Raw genomic sequence first — 19,039 nt, forward strand, 5'->3', positions numbered from 1 at the left:
AGGGGATTACATGTGTGTAATTCCCTGCTTTTACTGTTTTTAAACAGATATTTTTTGTTATCGTACTGGAGTTGTTTTGGCTAAAAACTGGGTACAGCGAGAAGGCGAAAGTGCACCTTCCGAGTTAGCTGAATGGGCTGAGAAGCTTGAAATTTCACAAACACTTATCGATATCCTCTGGCTGCGTGGTTTGAATTCACCAGAAGCTATGCAGCAATATCTTTCTCCGGGGCTTAAGTATCTTGAGCCGTTCCATAAATGGCCGGGGTTGGAAGAAAGTGCAGCTGTACTTGCCGAAGCCTTGCTTGCGGGCAAGAAAATGGCTGTGTGGGGAGACTATGACGTTGATGGCGTAACCTCTTCCGCTGTTGTGACACAGCTTGTGGAAGAACACGGTTACGATATTATCCAGCATATTCCAAACCGTATGGAAGAAGGCTATGGCCTCAATGAGGCTTGGATTGAACGTCTAGCAGAGCAAGGTGTTGAGCTGTTGCTTACTGTAGACTGTGGCATTACAGATTTTGCTCCTATTGCCAAAGCGCGTGAATTTGGCATGACTGTTGTTGTGTCTGACCATCACTTGCCTGCTGATACTTTGCCGGATGCACATGCTGTTTGTAACCCAAAGGTTGGAGAATGCCCGTGTCCGCACCTTGCAGGTGTGGGGGTGGCGTTTTTCCTTATGTGTGCGCTGAATGTAAAGTTGGCTGAAGCTACTGGTAAAAAAGCAGACGTAAAAGAGTTGCTTGATTTGGTTGCGCTGGGGACCATTGCTGATGTGGTTAGCCTTTCCGGTCAGAACAGGGTTCTTGTTAAAAACGGGTTGCTTAAGATTAAAGAAGCTCGACGCCCTGGTCTTGCTGCACTTAAAGAAGTTTCCGGCTATGCCGCAGGTGGTACTGTAGAGGCTGGTCAGGTGGCTTTTGGTCTTGCACCGCGTATTAACGCTGCGGGGCGTATGGGCAAGGCAGATATTGCGCTCGAAATGTTGCTTACGAAAGATTATGAACGTTCCCGCCAGCTCGCCCGTGAACTGGATGTGATGAACGAAGAGCGCAAGAATGAAGAAGAGCGTATTCTTGATGAGGCCATGAAACAGGCAGAAGCTCAGTCTGATAAGATGGGACTTGTTCTGTACGGTGAAGACTGGCACTCCGGTGTAATTGGTATTGTGGCTTCACGTGTAGTTGAAAAATTTTATAAGCCGACGTTGATCTTGTGCAGCGACGGTGAGAAGATTAAAGGCTCCGGCCGTTCCATCAGCGAATTTCATCTGCACGAAGGTTTGTGCCGTTGTAAGGATTTGTTGCTTGGGTTTGGCGGTCACAAATTAGCGGCAGGTATGTCGTTGGAAAAAGAGAAACTGCAAGAGTTGGCTACCCGATTTAATGACATTGTTATTGACGCAGTGGGCGATAAGCCGCTGACAGCTACATTGAAGTTTGATTCCCCAATGGGCTTTAATCTCGCAGCGGATTTTACCTTGTTGAAAGAACTGGAAATGCTGCAGCCGTTCGGTATGGGCAACAGTGAACCTGTTTTCAAGTCTCCAGTCTTGTTATTAAAATCTCGCCGTGTGTTCGCTAGAAAGCATCTTAAGCTTGAGTTGCTTGATCTTGATTCAGGTATTACTTTACATGCTAAGGCGTGGAGGATGGTTGATGACATACCACCTTCTATGGAAGGCAGAAAGCTCAAGCTTGCTTACTCTCCGCGAATTGATCGTTATAACGGCAGTGCCAGTGTAGACTTGAAGATAAAAGATTGGGAATTTTTGCCGTAGATGTAAAAATACCCTGGCACAAGCTGTGTCAGGGTATTTTTTCGCACAAACAATGTTGTCTGATGCGCATTCTGTATCACTTCATCCGTACGTTACACGTAGGCGTGTGAGTTATGCGAATGGGTTAAAACCGCTTGTTGCAGGTTTTACTTCGTACTGAGCGGCGTTTCCATTCTGAATCTCTTCAAGAGCTTCAGCAAGTCTGTCCGGGCAGGAAGTATTTTTGGTGCCGCAAGTGGTTCCTTTGAGAACAGGAATAATGTCTTCAACAGGTTTACCTTCAAGCAGCTTGCTGATTGCAGCAAGAGAACCTGGGCAGCCTTTGACAAACTTTACATCATGGATGATACCATCAGTCACATCGAACAGGATCTGTTTCGCGCAGACACCGGTTGGAACAAAAGAATACATGGGTAGCTCCTTATTTTTGCCTGATGGTTATAAGAGGACAGATGCGGGGTTGTAAAGGGTGTTCTGTAAACGTGACTTGTTTTGATAACGCGCAGTAAAGGGGGATTACGATGGATAATAATCCTTTTAAGAATTTGAATAAAAAGAATTTTCCTGACGCAAGTGCTCCTAAGAAGAAGCAAGATGCACAGAAGAAGAAATCTGTTCAGGATGAAGAATTATTTTCTGTTCCTTCTGATGATGACGACTTGTTCTCTCAAGCTATGTCAAACGTGTCATCTCTTGATGGCGGACAGGGGAAAGTAAAAAAACGTACCCATTCAAGTGATTCCGTCATGCGTATGGATGAAGTGAAAGGTTTTGATACGGTGTCGAAAAAAAAAGATAAGAAACAGACTGCAAAAGAGCGTTCTCGAAAAGCTGTTGCATCCGTAAAACCAAAGGTTGAGATTCCTGAGGAAGATGCATTTGCCGCGGCAATGATGGGCGTGAGTCAACTGAATACTAAAGGCAGAGAAGTCGCTCCGGATGTGAAAGTGGATGCCAAAAAAGGCACTGCTGTGGATGATCCGGTAAAAGCGTTACAGGATTTGCTTGAAGGTGAAGTAGAGTTCATGCTCGAATATACGAATGAGTATATTCAAGGCCATGTGCAAGGTCTCGACCCTATGATTTTAGGAAAGCTCCGCGCAGGACATTATAGTCCGGAAGGGCATCTTGATATGCACGGTATGGTTGCACAGGAAGCTCATGAAGCATTGGTGCAGTTTCTCCGTGCTTCTTACAACAAGGGCAAACGTACTGTTCTGCTTATTCCGGGACGTGGGAGAAACTCGCCTGAAGGCTACGCTGTACTGCGTGAACGCATACAGGAATGGCTCACCCGTGACCCGTTTAAACGCGTTGTACTTGCTTTCTGTACTGCACAGAACAAGGATGGCGGCGCAGGGGCACTGTATGTGTTGTTGCGGAAGTATAAAAAGAGCCGCGGGAAAATCCAGTGGCAGCGAAATGATGTGACGATCGATTATTAATGGCAAAAGTAGCAGGCTTTGTAGGAAAGAGAATATGTCTCCCAACTATGAAGCCTGTTTATTTTCCATGTCGATAGTCGGATTCCATATAATAAATGGAGTGTTAGGAGTGCGCTTGCATGCATACATAGCATGGTCTGCTTTTGAAAGAAGTTCGTCTGCGTTGGTGCCATGCTCCGGACACATAGCTACCCCGATTGCTGCATTCATGATTGTTGTTGCGTCGTGGAACTCCATTTGTCGGGCAATATGATACGTAATGCGAAGTAACGTAGCTTCCAAGTCTTCTAATTTTTGAATTCCGCTGAGTAGAAGTAAAAACTCATCTCCCCCCGGACGTGCAATAAGGTCCACCTCCCGTAAAATGTTCTTTAGCCGCTTGGCGACTCTTTTTAGGACTTCATCACCAAAATCATGCCCGCGTGAGTCATTGATTTCTTTGAAATTATTCAGGTCAATGAAGGCCAGAGAGAACGGTACCTGACTGCGGTGTTGTAATTCAATGGAACGTGCAAGTTGCATTTTAAACTGGCGGCGGTTCGCTACTCCTGTAAGTCCGTCATGCATCGCCATATGCTGAATGCGGCGCTCTTGTTCTTTTTTATCTGTGATGTCCTCTAAGATAAGGACGTAACGGGAAAGCTCATCGTGTTCTACAACAGGAGATATGGAAAGTGAGAGCCAGCACTTTGTATTGTCCTTGCGAATGGTGAAAATGTCATCACGCCATTCCGGAGTGGTTGCAAGCATTGACCATGAGAAATTTGTATTTTCGGGAAGATTTTCTAGAAACGGAACCTTATTTCTGTGTAGTTCGTTTGCTGTGTAGCCGGTGATCTGTGTGAATCGTGTGTTTACATATTCAACGCATCCGTTAATGGAAAGGATAGCTGTACCGGCTGGGCTTTGTTCAAGCGCTTTGGAAAACAGGCGAATTTCATGCTGGGCAGCATGCAGGTCGGAATAGTCGCGTACTGCTATGATGATTGTACGTTTTCCTGAAATGGAAACTGTGCGCATCGAAACAAGTGCGAAGAATATTCCCCCGCTTTTTTGTTCAGAAACAGCTTGCAGGTTGTTTTCTGTTTTTCCTGTAATAAGGGCATTGGCGAACCGTTTTGCGTCGTCTGAATTTGCCCATGTAAAAATGGCACTGACCGCATTGTTGTAAACATCCTGCCATGCAAAATCTAAGAGCTGGAGAAAACTCTCATTAACGTCTGTGACAAGTCCCGATTCCAGATCAGCCAGAAGCATAGGGTCAGGTGTGGCATGAAATGTTGTTTCGAATTTACTATTTTCTTCGGGATGGTTTTGCCGACGCTCCAGCCGCAGTTGATGCAGTTCTCGTTGTGTAGCTAATGAGTTGCGTTCTACATCTACCAGGCGCATACGAAGTTGCGAGATTTCAGTCTGTGAAGCAGTAAGTTGTTCAGCCTGAGTTGTGGCAATATCTTCAACTTTATTTTTTTGATAAATAAGGCAGTGGCTGAATGCGAAAATAATGCATCCAGCAATTAATGGTAGGAAAAAATGCGCAACAGAACTTTCCGTAAACCACTGGTTAACGGCAAAATGATACCCAATCGCAAAACAGGTTGCGATAATGAAAAAGAGAGCCGGTCTACTTTTCCCTATAAAAGCAGACGGCGAGAGCTTGCCCATAATCGTGTATTCCCCCACCGATTATGTTGGATTTTTTTCCTATCTATATCGGGAGAGTAGCAGATTATTTTTGTGCGGGGAATAGGGGTTAGCCTGATTATATATAATTTAGTAGAAAAACTATTGGGTTGGATAGGGTAGCCCCGCTGTCTTTCCATGCAGATCATCAGAAATTGCGCGAATAAGTGACAGTGGTATTTTGTAGAAAAAAGTTTCAGCAAACAGTGTTCCATCGTCTTTTTTCCAGTTTTTACCGGTATGAACATGTCGTAGAGCAGCAATTTCTGCTTCATTAGCTTGCGTTGCTCCTGTACGCAGGGTTTTTTCTCTAACCAGAATAAGTAGGTCTTCCAATAAGGGAAAAATATCGTCTTCTTCTATTGTTTGTTTATTCAAAATTTCTTGAAAATGTTGAATGAAATATTGCTCTGAGTGGCAGAGCTGGGAATATATCAAATGCTGTTCATCTATTGTTTCTAATAAGATGGCACATTTTTCAGTATTTTCTTTTTGACGCAAAAAGGGATAGGAACGAAGTTGCTGCAAGAGAGAGTGTATTTTTGTGCGTGTCGCTGCAGACGAAAACATGGTGACTCCTGTATAGGTGAATTGTTATAGGTGTTCCGATAAAACGTGCTGTAAAATGAGTCAATTCTTTTCCTAACTTTCCTACTAGTTGCGGCGGTTGCCGCTGGGCATACTATATGACGAAGCGATTTTTCTTATTGTTACTGACAGCAGCATTTTTCCTTTCTGGATGTTCCGGAACGGTTGTTAAGCCTAAAGTATCATCCAACCCAACGGGGGTTTCTGGAAAATTAAATCCGGAAGCAGAGCTCGCGTTCGCGAAGGCACATGTGCTGTGGCGCAATGGTGTTTGTGAGAATCCAGCCAAGGCTGCAGGATTATTACGTGAAGCTCTACGGCTTGAACCTGAGTACGGTGAGGCATGGTTACGCCGCGGACGTTTGCTAATTCAATTTGCTGAATATGAGGCAGCTGTGCAGGATCTTGATAAGGCAGTTCGGTATTATCCGAAAAGTATTTCATACGCTTATAGAGGATATGCTGAGTTTGGACTTGGCAACTATCTGGGCGCTAAAAAGAACTATGATACTGCACTGGAGATGGATTCAGCCAACGGAACTGCCTGGAACTTCTTAGGTGAGCTTCTTATTGCGCAGCTTAAAGTTGATGAAGGTTGTGAGGCTTTGGCTGAAGGTGCAGATCTCGGGTTCAGTGCACCTTATGATGATGCCTTATCAAGTGGTGTGTGCATTAATTAAATTAAGTTTAGCTGGTAGCGTATTGGTGTCTTCAACAAAAATCAGAGTTGTTGAATGAATTTTCAATAGTCGCTTTGAGCGCCCTCGGTATGAGGGCGCTTTTTTTATAAATATGTTGCTTAGAGAATGACGTCCATCAGCGTGGCGTCTGCATCGGAGTGTCGTATCATCCTTGTTTCAATAGTCTACCGCCGTTTTTATTTTTTCCTCAGGGTATGATGATGGAAAAGCAAGGAGATTATATGGATTGGAACGAGCTGGGGGTAAGCGTAGCGAAGGTGGCCCCTGTACTTGGGGCAGCATTAGGTGGGCCGGTTGGTGCCATTGCAGGGGCCGCAGGCACTCTTATTAGTAGTTTTCTTGGGGTAGAGCCTGAACCACAGGTCGTAGCCAAAGCATTGCAAGACCCTAACATACTGTTAAAGCTTAAGCAGCTTGAAGTAGAACAACAGTCTCAATTATTGGCATGGCAACGAGCTCAGCTGGATGCTGAACTTCTAAATGTTCAGGATGCACGAGCTCGTGAAGTAGCTCTGGCAAAGGCTGGTTATGGCGGAGCATGGGTGACAGGAGGTATTGCTCTTGTTGTTATCTGCGGCTTTTTCTGGATGTTGAATATTGTGGTTTCTACTCCTGATGTCAGTGAGCCTGCATTACTTCTTCTAGGTTCTCTCGGTACTGCCTTTGGCGCTGTAGTAAACTACTATCTTGGGTCTTCATTAGGGTCATACCGGAAAGATAAAGTAGTGAATGGAGAAAGTAGTGGGCGTTAATAACGAGGCACGCTGGCGTATGGATCGTAGGGTTACGTTAAATGTTGCTTTTGCCATGATAACTGCCGTGGCGTCTATTGCCGGAATTTTTAGTAGCTTCAGTGCCCGCCTTGATCATGTTGAGCAAGTTACCGGTTTGTTATCGAAAGAATACGCAGCGCAACAACAAGTCGTTGTAAAAGTAGCACGTATTGATGAACGGGTTGCAGCTATGCAGGAAGTGTTGTCGGAGATCAAGGCGGACTTGCGGGGAGTGCGGAAGTGACGACAGAAAAACTGAGTGAGATGAGCAATGATGAACCTTTTGATGAAAAGAAAGAAGTTGTTCCGAAAGAAGAAATAGAGCCTCAAAAGGGGCGAAAGCTTTCGGCTCGACAGCAGCAGTTTGTTAATGAGTATTTGATCGACTCAAATGGGCGTCTTGCTGCGTGCAGGGCTGGGTATGCAAAACGATCAGCCTCAGCAACAGCTGCGCGTCTTCTTGCCACTCCAGAGATTATTGAAGGTATTCAAGCGCGTAAACACGAAAGGGCAGAGCATAGGCAAGTTACGCAGGAGGCGGTTGTTCGTGAATTAGCTGCCGTTGGTTTTGCTAACTTAACAGATGTGTGTACATGGGATGATGGACGCATGACATTGATAAATTCCAGTGGGTTAACTCATGAGCAGGCGGCTTCTATTGCAGAGATTACAGAGACTGTAACCTCACGGGGTGGTACGGTACGTGTGAAGCAGCATTCAAAATTAAAGGCGTTGGAAATGCTTGCAAAACATGTGGGACTATACGATTCGCCCGAACCTGATCAAGCTGAAAAGAGTTTGGAAGAGCTGTCACCAGTTTTAAAAAAACGTTTAGAAACTATTTATGGAATAATTACCGATGACAGAAAAAATCAGAGTTCTGTGGATGGTGCTAGTAAGTTGTAGTTTGAAATGTAACGGGTTGTAATAATGTCTTTTTATCATTTTTGCATTCATGGAGGGCGTGGAGCTTAGTTGTCTTTCGAACAGCTTGGTAAACAAGGGAATATCGGCTAATCTGTTTTGTTTTTAAAACAGATTAGCCGATTTTTTTATGTGGTATGCAATTTTTAATTGAGTAAAGTGTCATTATTCTAGATCGTTGCAGTTTAGGGTTTGCAAGTTTATGCCCGCCTGTATGCAACATGAGGCATGGAAGAAAATTGTTTTGTATGCAATATGAGTGCCTCGAATAGAATTTTCTATTTACCCCTTTATATTTATTTTGAAATGTGTATAAGAGAGGGTTCCTGCATTGAGGATAGGTAGTGCTATTTTTACAGTAGCTTTTGCTGAAGAATGTGTATGACACAGCAATAGGCTGTAGCGGCGCTGTTTTTTCATGAGAAATGTTTTTCTGTTGGGTGTGTGGCTGTATTAAAATGCAGGTGTACACTTCTTTTTTGTTGTGTCGGCCTCGTGTTTATGTTCGGTGCCAAATAAACATTTCTTATTTTGTTGTACTGCGATGGAGCAGTGTCGATAGTTCTTTTTTCCTGCTTGATGCAGTAAATATTTTTTCAAATACGTACAGATACTTTTTCTTTTTTTGTCGGAAACTTTTTTCTGAATATAATATTGGTTGAAGATTCATTCAATATTGTATGAAGTTTTATTAGTTATATATTTCACAATGCTATGCAGCGTAGACGCTGCGTGGACTTCCTGTTGTTGGAGAAAAATCTGCAAGGTGAAAAAAGTAATTCTTTCACCTTACTATGCATATTTTTTGACAAATTTATTGTGGGTTGTTATGTGATAACAATATACCCAAAGCCCTGTGATCTTGGGTTTTGAGGTCGGTTTTCGATAAAGGAGAGGGAATTATTTGTAGGATTTTATAGAAAGTCATCCATAGGAGGATTTCGAATGAAAAAATTTATGCGCGTTTTGGCCTTCGGGTTGGTTGCCTCAATGTTAATGTCATCTGCTGCATTTGCAGATACCATTAAAATCGGATTGCAGGCACCGCTTACAGGCAAATATGCATCTGAAGGCCTAGATATGAAGAATCTTGTTGAGATTCTTGCTGCTAAAGTGAATGCCGATGGTGGTGTGAACGGTAAGCAGATTGAAATTATCGCTGAAGACGATGCATTTGATCCTAAGACAGCAGCTCTTGCCGCACAGCGTCTTGTTACTTCCGGCGTAGTAGCAGTTGTTGGTACCTATGGCTCTTCTATTACTGAAGCAGCACAGGACATTTACGATGAAGAAGATGTTATTCAGATCGCAACTGGTTCAACCATGGTGCGTTTGACTGAAAAAGGTCTTGCAAACTTCTTCCGTACCTGTCCTCGTGACGATTCTCAGGGCGCAGCCGCTGCACAGGTTTTGAAAGATCGCGGATTCAAGCGTATTGCTATTCTGCATGATAACTCTTCCTATGCAAAAGGTCTGGCTGATGAAACTCGTAAGCTGCTCGACGCAAAAAATGTTGTGTTCTTTGATGCACTCAATCCGGGTGAACAGGACTACAATACTATCCTTACCAAAATTAAGGGTTTCAATCCTGACGTAATTTTCTTCACTGGTTACTTTAACGAAGCAGGCTTACTGCTCCGCCAGAAAAAAGAAATGAAGTGGGATGTTCCAATGATGGGTGGCGATGCTACCAACAACCTTGACCTAGTTAAGATTGCAGGTAACGACGCTGCTAAAGGTTTCTTTTTCGTGAGCCCTCCGGGCGTTAACGATCTTACTTCTCCGTTTGCAAAAGAAGTTCTGGATAAATACAAAGCTGAGTACTCCGCACTGCCAGCTTCTATTTGGTCTGTGTTTGCGGGTGATGCTTTCCTCGCAATCGTGGAAGCTATCCGTCAGACAGACTCTACTGATCCTGAAGTTCTTTCCGATTTCTTACGTAACAAAATGGAAGAGTACCCAGGCCTTACCGGTACAATCGCTTTTGATGAAAAAGGTGACCGTGCTGGCAAGTTCTACCGCGTTAGCGAAGTTAATGCTAACGGCGAATTCGTAATGTTACCGTAAATTCGGCTTCTCTTTTCCAGAGCGCAGCACGGCAAGGGTGCTGTGCTCTGGATTTTACCGTTTTTTTCTCAACGGGATTTCCACATGGAAGAATTTTTTCAGCAGCTAACAAATGGTTTGGCGGTCGGTGGCATTTATGCCCTCATCGCGCTTGGTTACACCATGGTTTATGGTGTGTTAAAATTGATTAACTTTGCACACGGTGACCTCTTCACCATTGGTGCCTTTTTAGGACTTACGCTGCTCACTTCATTAGGTCTTACAGATTCTATCGGGCCTGTTGCAGGGTTGCTAGTTCTGGCAGTGATGGTTGTTATTCTTGTTGGCGTAGTAGGGGTCCTGCTCGAACGAATCGCCTACCGTCCGCTTAGAACATCACCGCGTCTTTCTGCAGTGGTTAGCGCACTTGGTGCATCCATCTTTTTCCAGAACGCTGTTATGCTGATCTGGGGTGCTCGTCCGCTCGTATTCCCACACGGATTATTGCCAAGCATGACCGTGAATGTTTTGGGCGTTGAGCTTCCGCTTATCCGCATCATCATGTTTGCTATTTCTGTCTTGCTCATGTGTGGTCTGTACTACCTGACACATAAAACACGCATTGGTACTGCTATCCGCGCAGCTGCAATCGATCAGGGTGCAGCAAAGCTTATGGGTATTGATGTTAACCGTGTTATCAGCCTCGTGTTTATGATAGGTCCTGCACTTGGCGGTGCAGCCGGTGTTATGGTTGGTCTCTACTATGGTCAGATCAACTTCACCATGGGCTGGCTCTACGGTCTTAAAGCATTTACTGCTGCGATTCTTGGCGGCATCGGTAACATTCCGGGTGCTATGCTCGGCGGTTTGCTGCTTGGTGTTGTAGAATCTCTTGGAGCTGCATATATTTCCATCGCATGGAAAGATGCAATCTCCTTCCTTGTTCTCATTCTCATTTTGATCGTCCGTCCTACCGGATTATTGGGCGAAAGGGTGGCTGACAAGGTATGATCATTAAGAAACAAGACATACTGTGCCTCGCCGGAGCTGCAGTCTTTGCCTGCTCTCCGTTGGTATTGGATGCATACTGGACTGACGTACTGAACAACATCGGCCTGTACGCGATTCTTGCGCTTAGCTTGAATGTTATTCTTGGTCAGTGTGGTTTGTTCCACATGGGACACGCAGCATTTTTTGCAATTGGTGCTTACACCTCTGCAATTTTGAATACGATGCTCGATATTCCGCTGCTTTGGACAATGCCGCTTGCCGGCATTCTTGCCGGTATCTTTGGCCTGATTGTAGCACGTCCTATTATTCACCTTCGTGGCGACTATCTGTTGATCGTTACAATCGGTATTGTTGAAATTGTCCGCATTGCACTTATCAACGATGTTGGAGGATTAACTGGTGGTGCTAACGGCATCTTCGGTATTGATCGTCCAATTCTGTTCGGTTTTAAAATTAAACGCCCTCACCAGTTCTTCTATTTGATCTGGGGCTTCTGTGCTGTGACTATTTTCCTCTTCCACAGACTGGAAAATTCACGCTTCGGCAGGGCGCTTAACTATATTAAAGATGATGATGTGGCAGCAGATGGCTCTGGTATTGATATCTCCCGTTATAAGTTGATTGCATTTGTTATCGGTGCATTCTGGGCTGGCATGGTTGGAACCATCTTTGCTGGAAAAATGAAGATTATTTCTCCGGAATCCTTCTCATTCTGGGAGTCTGTACTGTTGTTCACCATTGTTATTCTCGGTGGTATGGGATCAATTCGCGGGGTTCTTCTCGGTTCATTCCTGATTATTGGTTTGCCGGAACTGTTCCGTGATTTCGCATCCGCCCGAATGCTTATTTTTGGTGCCGCTATGATCGCGATGATGATCTTCCGTACTCAGGGGCTGTTGCCTCCGTTACCGCGAAGATATGATGTTTCCCGCTTTTTCAGCAAAGCTGAAGGAGAGCAGTCATGAGTTTAGTAGAGCTTAAAAACCTTACCAAAACCTTTGGTGGGTTGCTTGCAGTTAATGACGTTTCCTTCAATGTTGAAGAAGGTTCTATCGTAGGTCTTATTGGCCCTAACGGTGCTGGCAAAACTACTGTGTTTAACCTTATTACTGGTAACTACATTCCAGATACCGGTGAGGCGGTTTTCAACGGTAAAAACGTGGTCGGCATGCCGACCCATCGTATTGTGAATCTTGGTATTGCACGTACATTCCAGACTATTCGTCTTTTTAAGAGCCTGAATGCGTTGGAAAATGTACTTTCAGGTTGTCACTGCCGCATGAAGTCCGGCATTTTTGCATCCATGTTCCGGACTCGTTCGCAGCGTGCTGAAGAAAAGCATGTGCTTGAGAAGGCAATGGCTGAGCTTGAGTTTGTTGGTCTTAAGGATCAGTGGGATGTTCAGGCAGACAGCCTCTCATACGGTAAGCAGCGCTTGCTTGAAATTGCCCGTGCGCTTGCAACTGAGCCTAAGTTCATTATCCTCGATGAACCAGCTGGTGGTATGAACGATCAGGAGACACAGGAACTTATCGACATCATCAGGGCAATTCGTGACCGTGGCATTACTGTGCTGCTTATTGAGCATGACATGAGCCTTGTGATGAAAATTTGTGAGCACCTTGTTGTGCTTGAATACGGTGCTGTTATTGCCGAAGGCGATCCGGAAACTATTAAAAATGATCCCCGGGTTATCGAAGCGTACCTCGGTGCTGACGATGATCTGCTGTAAGGGAGACCTGCCATATGCTACTAGAACTTCGTGATCTGCACGTAAAATACGGCAACGTAGAAGCACTGCACGGCATCAACCTCACAGTAAAAGAAGGTGAGATTGTTACCATTCTTGGTGCAAACGGGGCAGGTAAATCTACCACGCTGAATTCTATCTGTGGGCTTGTAAAAGCGACAAAAGGTGAGATTCTCCTCGACGGTGAACCTATTCATTCTGTTCCTGCGCATAATATTGTTAAGATGGGTATCTCCCAGTCTCCGGAAGGACGTCGTGTATTTTCTACACTAACAGTTGAAGAAAACATGGACTTGGGTGCTTTTACATTGAAGGACAAGAGTGCAATCGAGCGTAACCGAGAGTGGATTTACGATTTGTTTCCTCGTCTCCTTGAGCGTCGTACTCAGCTGGCTGGTACACTTTCTGGCGGCGAACAGCAGATGCTTGCGATCGGTCGTGCGCTTATGTCCAACCCGCGTTTACTGCTTTTGGATGAACCATCTCTCGGCCTTGCCCCGATTCTGGTAAAATCTATTTTCGAAACTATCCGCAAGATTAACAAGCATGGCCTCACCGTGATTCTGGTAGAACAGAACGCACGAGCAGCGCTTAAACTTGCAGATCGTGGCTACGTTATGGAAGTAGGCAATATTGTTCTTGCAGACAAAGCTGATGCTTTGCTTTCCAATCCTGAGATTCAGTCCGCCTACCTTGGTGGTAAAGGGATGTAGGGCATTGTCCTTTCAGGATTCTCTAACAGCTTGTATTAGCGAGATTCGTAGGTGTTAGCGTAGCCTTGCGGTATACGTATCACCGTCTTTCGTAGAAATAAAAAAGGCTGTCCTGGTAATAACCGGGGCAGCCTTTTTTTGTTTCTTTATGTGCTTATGTCTGAGTCGCGTAAGCGACATAGGCAACGGGTATTTTTTACGCAATAAAGTTTATTATGCAGGAAGAGTCCCGATGGTAAACCTAACATCACAGGGTACTAGAGGTTGTTACCGTAGTGAGGTGGTGGTCCGTCATCGACACCGCCATCATCGAGGACAGGGCTTAGTTGGCGGACACGTACGATAAGCGCTTCCATTTTCTTTTCCATTTCATCAAGTTGGAATTGTTGGTTTGTCAGCGCTTCGTTGAGTTCAGAAATGATTTTGTCTTGAAAGTATACTTGTTCTTCTAACTGAGCGATACGTTCTTTAGTTTCTTTCATGCCTGCTCCTTTGCAAGGTTGCAGATGATATCGAATTCTTTTTTATTCACTGGCATTACAGAAAGACGTGAGCCTTTGCGTAACAGTTCCATGTTTTCCAGACCTGGAGTCTGGCGTAACTCTTTCAGCGAAAGGGCTCTTGGAAATTTTTTGACTAGCTTTACATCTACCATAAACCAACGCGGGTTGGCTTCGGTTGATTTTGGATCGAAGTGATCATCTTCCGGATTCCACGCAGTATGGTCTGGGTAGCTTTCCCGCACTACTTCACACACGCCAACAACAGATGGCTTGGTAACGCTGTGGTAAAACAGTACTTTGTCACCGCGCTTCATGTCATCACGCATGAAGTTGCGTGCCTGATAGTTTCGTACACCATCCCATGAGGTTGTCTGATTTGGTTCATTTTCCAGAGTATCAATGGAGTAGCAGCCAGGCTCTGATTTTACGAGCCAGTAGTTAGCCATAGTAAGCTCCGTTTCTATTATGAAGGCTGATAACAGCAGAGAGACCAATCTGTTTCTATTTCATTAGATTATCGCAGTATTTTTTTGAATACAAGCTGAAGCGTGTTCTGAAAGAAGTTCTGATAGTGAGGAGAGGGTAGCACAGTTTGGACAATGCAGTAACAAAATTCTTTTGCGGAGAACTAAGGTTAAAGGTTCCTGCATGCCGTTTAGAAGTGCTGTTATATTCGATGAGGGATCTTAGAGCATGGTGAGGCAGTGAGGATGGCGGAGGATATTTTAATGTTACATTTCATGGCAGATGTGAATTGGCTTTCATGAATGAATGAAGTTTGCTAGGGTAACTTGCAATAATAACAACAAAAATCGTCATCGGAGGGATATATGGTAACTCGTCGTGTGACATTACTGTTAGGAGTAATGCTTCTTGTTGTAATAACTTGTTCTCCATCGCTGGGCTTAGCTAGAACAAAGCAGAACAGACAGGTTTTGTATGTACCTGCGTATGCTTACATTTATCACGGAAATAAAGAAGCAAAGCTGAATCTCACAACAACATTGAGTGTGCGTAATACAAGTCGAAAAGATAGTATTCGTATCTTGAGTGTTGATTATCACAACACTGACGGGGAATTGTTACGTAGTTATCTGGATGAGCCAATTGTGATGAAGCCTCTTCAATCCATACGGTATATTGTAAAGCTTGATGATGCTTCCGGCGGTTCCGGTGCAAACTTTATTCTTAAATGGGAAGCAGACAAGGCTGTAGATGTACCAATTGTTGAAAGTATTATGGTTGGTACGGGCTCGTCATATGGGTTTGCTTTCCTGACGCAGGCTGTCCCTATCGAATAACTATTCTTCAATCCAGTCTGTAAGTAGCGGCGGAGAAGATACGTAACTAATAGGTTTCCAACGGCATTGAGCGGTAAGTTCAATGCCGTGTTGTATTACGGAGACTGGTCTGTCTGCAGAGACGACAATTGTGATGATGTTTTTATGCATGGCTGTAAAGCGTACTGCAGAGTTAAAGCGCGCACCACGTGCTCTGTTTTCTCCCGGTACTGTTCGTCCATCCAGAAGGCAGGCAAAGCCGAGAAGAGTTGAAGATTTACTAATATGCAAGGCTCCATCAACCTTTGCGAGTGAGCATGCAATATCGATATTTTCAGGCATGCTTAAATCCAGCGGGGTTTGTAGTGTCTGTCCCGCGATATTTCGTGGAATGGTGTTCAGGTCCAGCACAATGGTGCAACCATGCTTGCGTTCTCGTGCTTGTATAACGATTTTTGTTGTGTGTTGAAAAATGCTGTGTTGCTGCTTCGGCGTTAATGTAGATTCGAGCAGTGCTTCTTCAAGTTGTACAAGGTTGGGCTTGCGGTTGGTGGCGAGGAAGTTGCCTGATGCAAAGCTGCAAATAAGTTCATCATCTAACTTAACCATTCCGTGGTTACCTTCGAAGGTTGCCAGTATAGACCCAGGCGGAAGTTCGCCCGATGCAATTCCGGCAAGGGTGGCGCCGTCTGAGACGAGGAAACGATTTGTATTTTCAACAGCCTGAAGCGTTTTGCGACAGTGACGAAGGTTTACAAGCAGGGGTTGCTCCATACGTGGGAACGATGCCTGAAAATGGACATGCTGCAAGAGACGTGGCTCTACAAATGCAATTTTTCCCCGCGGCCATGCACCCTCTTCTCGAGTATTGGAAATTCCTAAAATAGCATTAAGAGTTGGATAGATACGTAAATATGTATCCATTCCTAATGCTTCACTTCGTTTATCTATAATGTAGTCACGGATGGCATGCTGAGCATATCCTTGAAGAACGTAGCTGGAGGTATCGTTTCTTAGAGATTCTTGGCTAAAGTCTGCGCAAAGTTGTGTTGCTGCATATTCTAACCATCTCAGTGTCGGTCCTTTGGAGCAAAGGTCCGGATGTTGCTCCGTGAACCACATTTGGAATGGAAGCGCTTTGCAGGATCCGCCGTACGCTAAAAGACCTGTGAGCTGCGGGTCGTTACATGGAATAAATTCCTGTATCAGGTTAGAGGATACTTCATCCTGAAAGGTTCCGAAAAGATCTTTGAGGCGTGGTTGGTGACCATCAAGGAGGTTTTGGGGGTCAATAATATAGAACGGACCGTCTGCTTCGAGGCATACAATTAATGCTACACGACTGGGTCCTGCGAAGTGGGAAAGTCCATCGCTTAACCCATCAAGGATGTTATAAATGCTCCTTCTCCAGTCGGATGTATCAATCGTGGTCACCGTGTATTCTCCTCACAACAGTCTATGACGTTAGCTCCAACGTCACATCGGAATAAAAATCTTAGGTATTATCTTTATACGTCAATATTCAACTTTGCCGTATGGAGAGTGGCACTATTATAACTTGACGTATATGTGGTCGTTTAAGATAAAGAAATAAACGAGCATGATTATATTAAGTATAATAAGTAGCAAGGTATCTGCATGTTGGAAAAGGGGCAAGAGCTAGTATGCATTTTTGAAGTGAATCTCCTGCAGATACGAGTATATATAATCGTTAGGGTAGTGCAAAAAATCCTAACTATAGTATAGATATACTTGGGCGTAGTAGTTGTATTCGTATATATCGAAGACTGCTAGTTGTTCCTCGAACAGTATATTCAGGATATAAAGAATGAGTAAAAAACGGGTGAAGGGGAAAGTTCTCCCATTTCATACACAGCAGGAGGAACCTGCCGCAATGGATAACTCTTTGGATATTAAGGGCAAAGAGTTTTCGGTTGATGCACAGGAAGCTTCTGTTGAATGTAACACCAGACCGGAACAAGCAAGTGAAACCAACAGGGTTGAACTTGAGGTTACGGTTGATTTGGACCCATGGTCTGATGAAGCATGGCAGGCTTCGCTAACCGGAGTTGAAAGTGATCTGGTTGCCGAACTGTTTGGTGATGATAAGAGGACAACACCCAATAATGAAGTTACCATTGAAGAAATGCAGTGGCTTTTGAAAAGTCCCGATGATGTTTCAGACTGTGAGTCTACTGACAAAGATTCTCCGTTTATGTTTGGGCTTCCACCTAAACAGCTTGCAGATGCACAAAAAACAGGCACCCTGACCCATTTGTTAGAGTATCGTTATCGCAAGTCAATACAGTTCCCAGTGCTTGATAAGGTGCTGAATAAATTTGCTGCTGTTGCCTCTAAACGACTTCATAAAATTAGCGGGCAGTCTTGTCAGATAAAGGCGATACGTTCAGCTCGTGCTCCGTTTGATGTCTGGCTGCGGATGGATCATCCGTTGGCTACTTCATTTTCAATGTTTCCGCTTGAAGGTGTAGGCGTTTTCGGGATGGAGCGCGAAGTTGCTGTTGGGCTTGCAAACGCTATTTTTTCAGCGGGAGAGCAGGAGTCGTTATCGCAGTTACTTCGCAGGCTGGCGGTTCTGAAAAAGAATAAAAAAAATTTACCAATGTTTCCTATGGCAGGCAGTGTTGTGCGTCATGTGCTGCATCTGCTTTTGCTTGATCTGGAATGGGCACTTGCGCCGTTTTATGAAGTGGAATCCATACACGGGAAGGCTGATGAGCCTGCCCTGTATAGCAAACACTTCTGGCTTGATGAACCGTGCATTGCCTGCGAGTTGAGTATCAGTATTGATATGAATTCTGTTGAAGGGAGTGGGGCTGAAAGTAGCAGTGGAACAATGATGATAATGTTCCCTGAAAAGATGCTGGAAGAGATTCTCCCGATCCTGACTGGAGAACAGTCTGTTCTTGTTCCAGAATTAACAGAGTTTGGTACTTCAGCATTAGAGCGTCTTTTGCACTTAGATAATGATGTGTTGCGGGCAGAGCTGGAGAGTCAGCATCCATTATCCGCAGCCGTTATTCTCTCGCAGCTTTCTGAAGATAGAAGAATGACGCTTATCGAAAAGATGAGCAAAGATAAGCGGGAAGGGATTGAGCGTCGGGTAGGGCATCGGGCTGGCATAGAACAGGTTTTGTCAGAACCGCAGCAATTTGTTGCATCGGTTTTGGCCTTAGGTGAAAGTCATGCTGCACAGGTGCTCAGCAGTTTTTCTCCTGAAGCTGCAGCCGGTTTTTTGCGAGAGGCTGGTAAGCTCCCATCGTTGTATCCTGAACAGGTTAATGCGCTTTTGAAAAGCCGTAATAGTTCCATTGTAAGTACTGGAGCATTAGTCGTAGACAGTGCTTTAGTTAGGCGCTTGATGATTCGTGCGGTTGCAGCAAAGGATATGGCGAAAGTTGTCGCTCTATGTCGCAACGACAGGGTGCACATGCCGTTTGCTTTGATTTTGTCGGTGCCTGTGGAAGATGTTGTAACGGTGCTTCGTACTGAGCCGGTATCTATTCATACTGCCGTGGTTTTACTGGTTCTGGAAACAGACAGGGAATATGCTGCACGTTTACTTGCTGCTTTTACGCACGAAGAGCAACAGCAGATTGTGAAACAGCTTATTCATGGCAAGCGCATAGAATCAGAATTTGTTACTCTTCTTGAAAATTACCTTATCGCACAGCTTTCAAATCGAAGCGAAAAGGAAACGCTCAGTATGCCGGATCAGGAGCAGTGGGCAGTTTCCGGAGCAGTAGAGTGGTTGCTGGAGAAGTATTCCGCTGGAGAGAGCGAAGAGTAATCCTCTTCATTGCTTGATGTAGCAG

The 19,039-nt window shown here is 44.7% G+C and carries 19 protein-coding genes; 13 read left to right on the forward strand and 6 right to left on the reverse strand.

The features are described 5' to 3' along the window. Positions 1 to 76: 76 nt before the first annotated feature. On the forward strand, positions 77 to 1,786 hold the full coding sequence (gene recJ / locus BUR09_RS14710; protein WP_074217711.1) for a single-stranded-DNA-specific exonuclease RecJ: 1,710 nt from the start codon (positions 77 to 79) through the stop codon (positions 1,784 to 1,786). Positions 1,787 to 1,897: 111 nt separating this feature from the next. On the opposite strand, the gene BUR09_RS14715 is transcribed toward recJ, so the two are convergent. After that, positions 1,898 to 2,197 (reverse strand): TIGR03905 family TSCPD domain-containing protein, encoded by a 300-nt coding sequence (locus tag BUR09_RS14715; protein WP_074217712.1) that lies wholly within the window; start codon positions 2,195 to 2,197, stop codon positions 1,898 to 1,900. Between the two features lie 110 nt (positions 2,198 to 2,307). On the opposite strand from BUR09_RS14715, the gene BUR09_RS14720 reads away from it, so the two are divergent. Then, a complete protein-coding gene (locus BUR09_RS14720; RefSeq protein ID WP_074217713.1) occupies positions 2,308 to 3,231 on the forward strand; it encodes a Smr/MutS family protein in 924 nt (307 codons plus the stop codon). 45 nt (positions 3,232 to 3,276) lie between these two features. On the opposite strand, the gene BUR09_RS14725 is transcribed toward BUR09_RS14720, so the two are convergent. Together BUR09_RS14725 and BUR09_RS14730 are read right to left on the reverse strand one after the other, a co-directional pair. After that, positions 3,277 to 4,896: a diguanylate cyclase domain-containing protein gene (locus BUR09_RS14725; RefSeq protein ID WP_074217714.1), complete on the reverse strand. Its 1,620-nt coding sequence runs from the start codon at positions 4,894 to 4,896 to the stop codon at positions 3,277 to 3,279. Positions 4,897 to 5,016: 120 nt separating this feature from the next. Continuing rightward, positions 5,017 to 5,484 (reverse strand): hypothetical protein, encoded by a 468-nt coding sequence (locus BUR09_RS14730; RefSeq protein ID WP_074217715.1) that lies wholly within the window; start codon positions 5,482 to 5,484, stop codon positions 5,017 to 5,019. Between the two features lie 116 nt (positions 5,485 to 5,600). Between BUR09_RS14730 and BUR09_RS14735 the strand changes: the two genes are divergently transcribed. The 9 genes from BUR09_RS14735 to BUR09_RS14775 all read left to right on the forward strand — a co-directional run bounded on the left by BUR09_RS14735 (position 5,601) and on the right by BUR09_RS14775 (position 13,420). After that, positions 5,601 to 6,182 carry a tetratricopeptide repeat protein gene (locus tag BUR09_RS14735; RefSeq protein WP_074217716.1) on the forward strand — a complete coding sequence of 194 codons (582 nt, stop codon included), beginning with the start codon at positions 5,601 to 5,603 and terminating at the stop codon, positions 6,180 to 6,182. A 242-nt stretch (positions 6,183 to 6,424) separates the two neighbouring features. After that, the gene (locus BUR09_RS14740) at positions 6,425 to 6,955 is read left to right on the forward strand and encodes a hypothetical protein (RefSeq protein ID WP_074217717.1); all 531 of its coding nucleotides are present in this window, start codon (positions 6,425 to 6,427) and stop codon (positions 6,953 to 6,955) included. Beyond that, on the forward strand, positions 6,945 to 7,220 hold the full coding sequence (locus tag BUR09_RS14745; protein WP_074217718.1) for a hypothetical protein: 276 nt from the start codon (positions 6,945 to 6,947) through the stop codon (positions 7,218 to 7,220). Before BUR09_RS14740 ends, BUR09_RS14745 begins: the two co-directional genes overlap by 11 nt. After that, positions 7,217 to 7,882, forward strand: a complete 666-nt coding sequence (locus BUR09_RS14750; RefSeq protein WP_074217719.1) for a terminase small subunit — start codon at positions 7,217 to 7,219, stop codon at positions 7,880 to 7,882. The genes BUR09_RS14745 and BUR09_RS14750 overlap by 4 nt, the downstream gene beginning before the upstream one ends. A 963-nt stretch (positions 7,883 to 8,845) precedes the next feature. After that, entirely contained in the window at positions 8,846 to 9,967 is a 1,122-nt protein-coding gene (locus tag BUR09_RS14755) for a branched-chain amino acid ABC transporter substrate-binding protein (RefSeq protein WP_074217720.1), read from the forward strand. 84 nt (positions 9,968 to 10,051) lie between these two features. Further along, a complete protein-coding gene (locus BUR09_RS14760) occupies positions 10,052 to 10,957 on the forward strand; it encodes a branched-chain amino acid ABC transporter permease (protein WP_074217721.1) in 906 nt (301 codons plus the stop codon). Further along, a complete protein-coding gene (locus tag BUR09_RS14765; protein WP_074217722.1) occupies positions 10,954 to 11,922 on the forward strand; it encodes a branched-chain amino acid ABC transporter permease in 969 nt (322 codons plus the stop codon). The genes BUR09_RS14760 and BUR09_RS14765 overlap by 4 nt, the downstream gene beginning before the upstream one ends. Next, positions 11,919 to 12,689, forward strand: coding sequence for an ABC transporter ATP-binding protein (locus BUR09_RS14770; protein WP_074217723.1), 771 nt, complete (start codon positions 11,919 to 11,921; stop codon positions 12,687 to 12,689). Before BUR09_RS14765 ends, BUR09_RS14770 begins: the two co-directional genes overlap by 4 nt. A gap of 14 nt (positions 12,690 to 12,703) precedes the next feature. Further along, on the forward strand, positions 12,704 to 13,420 hold the full coding sequence (locus BUR09_RS14775) for an ABC transporter ATP-binding protein (RefSeq protein ID WP_074217724.1): 717 nt from the start codon (positions 12,704 to 12,706) through the stop codon (positions 13,418 to 13,420). Between the two features lie 257 nt (positions 13,421 to 13,677). Here the strand turns inward: BUR09_RS14775 and BUR09_RS14780 are convergent, their stop codons facing one another. Both BUR09_RS14780 and BUR09_RS14785 read right to left on the reverse strand, forming a co-directional pair. Beyond that, positions 13,678 to 13,902: a SlyX family protein gene (locus tag BUR09_RS14780; RefSeq protein ID WP_074217725.1), complete on the reverse strand. Its 225-nt coding sequence runs from the start codon at positions 13,900 to 13,902 to the stop codon at positions 13,678 to 13,680. Then, positions 13,899 to 14,369, reverse strand: a complete 471-nt coding sequence (locus tag BUR09_RS14785) for an EVE domain-containing protein (RefSeq protein ID WP_074217726.1) — start codon at positions 14,367 to 14,369, stop codon at positions 13,899 to 13,901. The genes BUR09_RS14780 and BUR09_RS14785 overlap by 4 nt, the downstream gene beginning before the upstream one ends. A 384-nt stretch (positions 14,370 to 14,753) precedes the next feature. On the opposite strand from BUR09_RS14785, the gene BUR09_RS14790 reads away from it, so the two are divergent. Continuing rightward, positions 14,754 to 15,224, forward strand: coding sequence for a DUF3124 domain-containing protein (locus BUR09_RS14790; protein WP_074217727.1), 471 nt, complete (start codon positions 14,754 to 14,756; stop codon positions 15,222 to 15,224). Here the strand turns inward: BUR09_RS14790 and BUR09_RS14795 are convergent, their stop codons facing one another. Continuing rightward, positions 15,225 to 16,637 carry a DNA integrity scanning protein DisA nucleotide-binding domain protein gene (locus BUR09_RS14795; protein WP_074217728.1) on the reverse strand — a complete coding sequence of 471 codons (1,413 nt, stop codon included), beginning with the start codon at positions 16,635 to 16,637 and terminating at the stop codon, positions 15,225 to 15,227. Between the two features lie 394 nt (positions 16,638 to 17,031). Here BUR09_RS14795 and BUR09_RS14800 point away from each other — a divergent pair, with 394 nt between their 5' ends. Further along, positions 17,032 to 19,014, forward strand: coding sequence for a hypothetical protein (locus BUR09_RS14800; RefSeq protein WP_074217729.1), 1,983 nt, complete (start codon positions 17,032 to 17,034; stop codon positions 19,012 to 19,014). Positions 19,015 to 19,039 lie beyond the last annotated feature (25 nt).

Origin of the sequence: Halodesulfovibrio marinisediminis DSM 17456, from assembly GCF_900129975.1 — a bacterium.
In the GTDB taxonomy this organism is placed as follows: domain Bacteria; phylum Desulfobacterota; class Desulfovibrionia; order Desulfovibrionales; family Desulfovibrionaceae; genus Halodesulfovibrio; species Halodesulfovibrio marinisediminis.

Coding starts and splice junctions, on each gene's coding strand:
- BUR09_RS14715 (WP_074217712.1), bottom strand. CDS start 2,197: ATGTATTCTTTTGTTCCAACCGGTGTCTGCGCGAAACAGATCCTGTTC.
- BUR09_RS14720 (WP_074217713.1), top strand. CDS start 2,308: ATGGATAATAATCCTTTTAAGAATTTGAATAAAAAGAATTTTCCTGAC.
- BUR09_RS14725 (WP_074217714.1), bottom strand. CDS start 4,896: ATGGGCAAGCTCTCGCCGTCTGCTTTTATAGGGAAAAGTAGACCGGCT.
- BUR09_RS14730 (WP_074217715.1), bottom strand. CDS start 5,484: ATGTTTTCGTCTGCAGCGACACGCACAAAAATACACTCTCTCTTGCAG.
- BUR09_RS14735 (WP_074217716.1), top strand. CDS start 5,601: ATGACGAAGCGATTTTTCTTATTGTTACTGACAGCAGCATTTTTCCTT.
- BUR09_RS14740 (WP_074217717.1), top strand. CDS start 6,425: ATGGATTGGAACGAGCTGGGGGTAAGCGTAGCGAAGGTGGCCCCTGTA.
- BUR09_RS14755 (WP_074217720.1), top strand. CDS start 8,846: ATGAAAAAATTTATGCGCGTTTTGGCCTTCGGGTTGGTTGCCTCAATG.
- BUR09_RS14760 (WP_074217721.1), top strand. CDS start 10,052: ATGGAAGAATTTTTTCAGCAGCTAACAAATGGTTTGGCGGTCGGTGGC.
- BUR09_RS14765 (WP_074217722.1), top strand. CDS start 10,954: ATGATCATTAAGAAACAAGACATACTGTGCCTCGCCGGAGCTGCAGTC.
- BUR09_RS14770 (WP_074217723.1), top strand. CDS start 11,919: ATGAGTTTAGTAGAGCTTAAAAACCTTACCAAAACCTTTGGTGGGTTG.
- BUR09_RS14775 (WP_074217724.1), top strand. CDS start 12,704: ATGCTACTAGAACTTCGTGATCTGCACGTAAAATACGGCAACGTAGAA.
- BUR09_RS14780 (WP_074217725.1), bottom strand. CDS start 13,902: ATGAAAGAAACTAAAGAACGTATCGCTCAGTTAGAAGAACAAGTATAC.
- BUR09_RS14785 (WP_074217726.1), bottom strand. CDS start 14,369: ATGGCTAACTACTGGCTCGTAAAATCAGAGCCTGGCTGCTACTCCATT.
- BUR09_RS14790 (WP_074217727.1), top strand. CDS start 14,754: ATGGTAACTCGTCGTGTGACATTACTGTTAGGAGTAATGCTTCTTGTT.
- BUR09_RS14800 (WP_074217729.1), top strand. CDS start 17,032: ATGAGTAAAAAACGGGTGAAGGGGAAAGTTCTCCCATTTCATACACAG.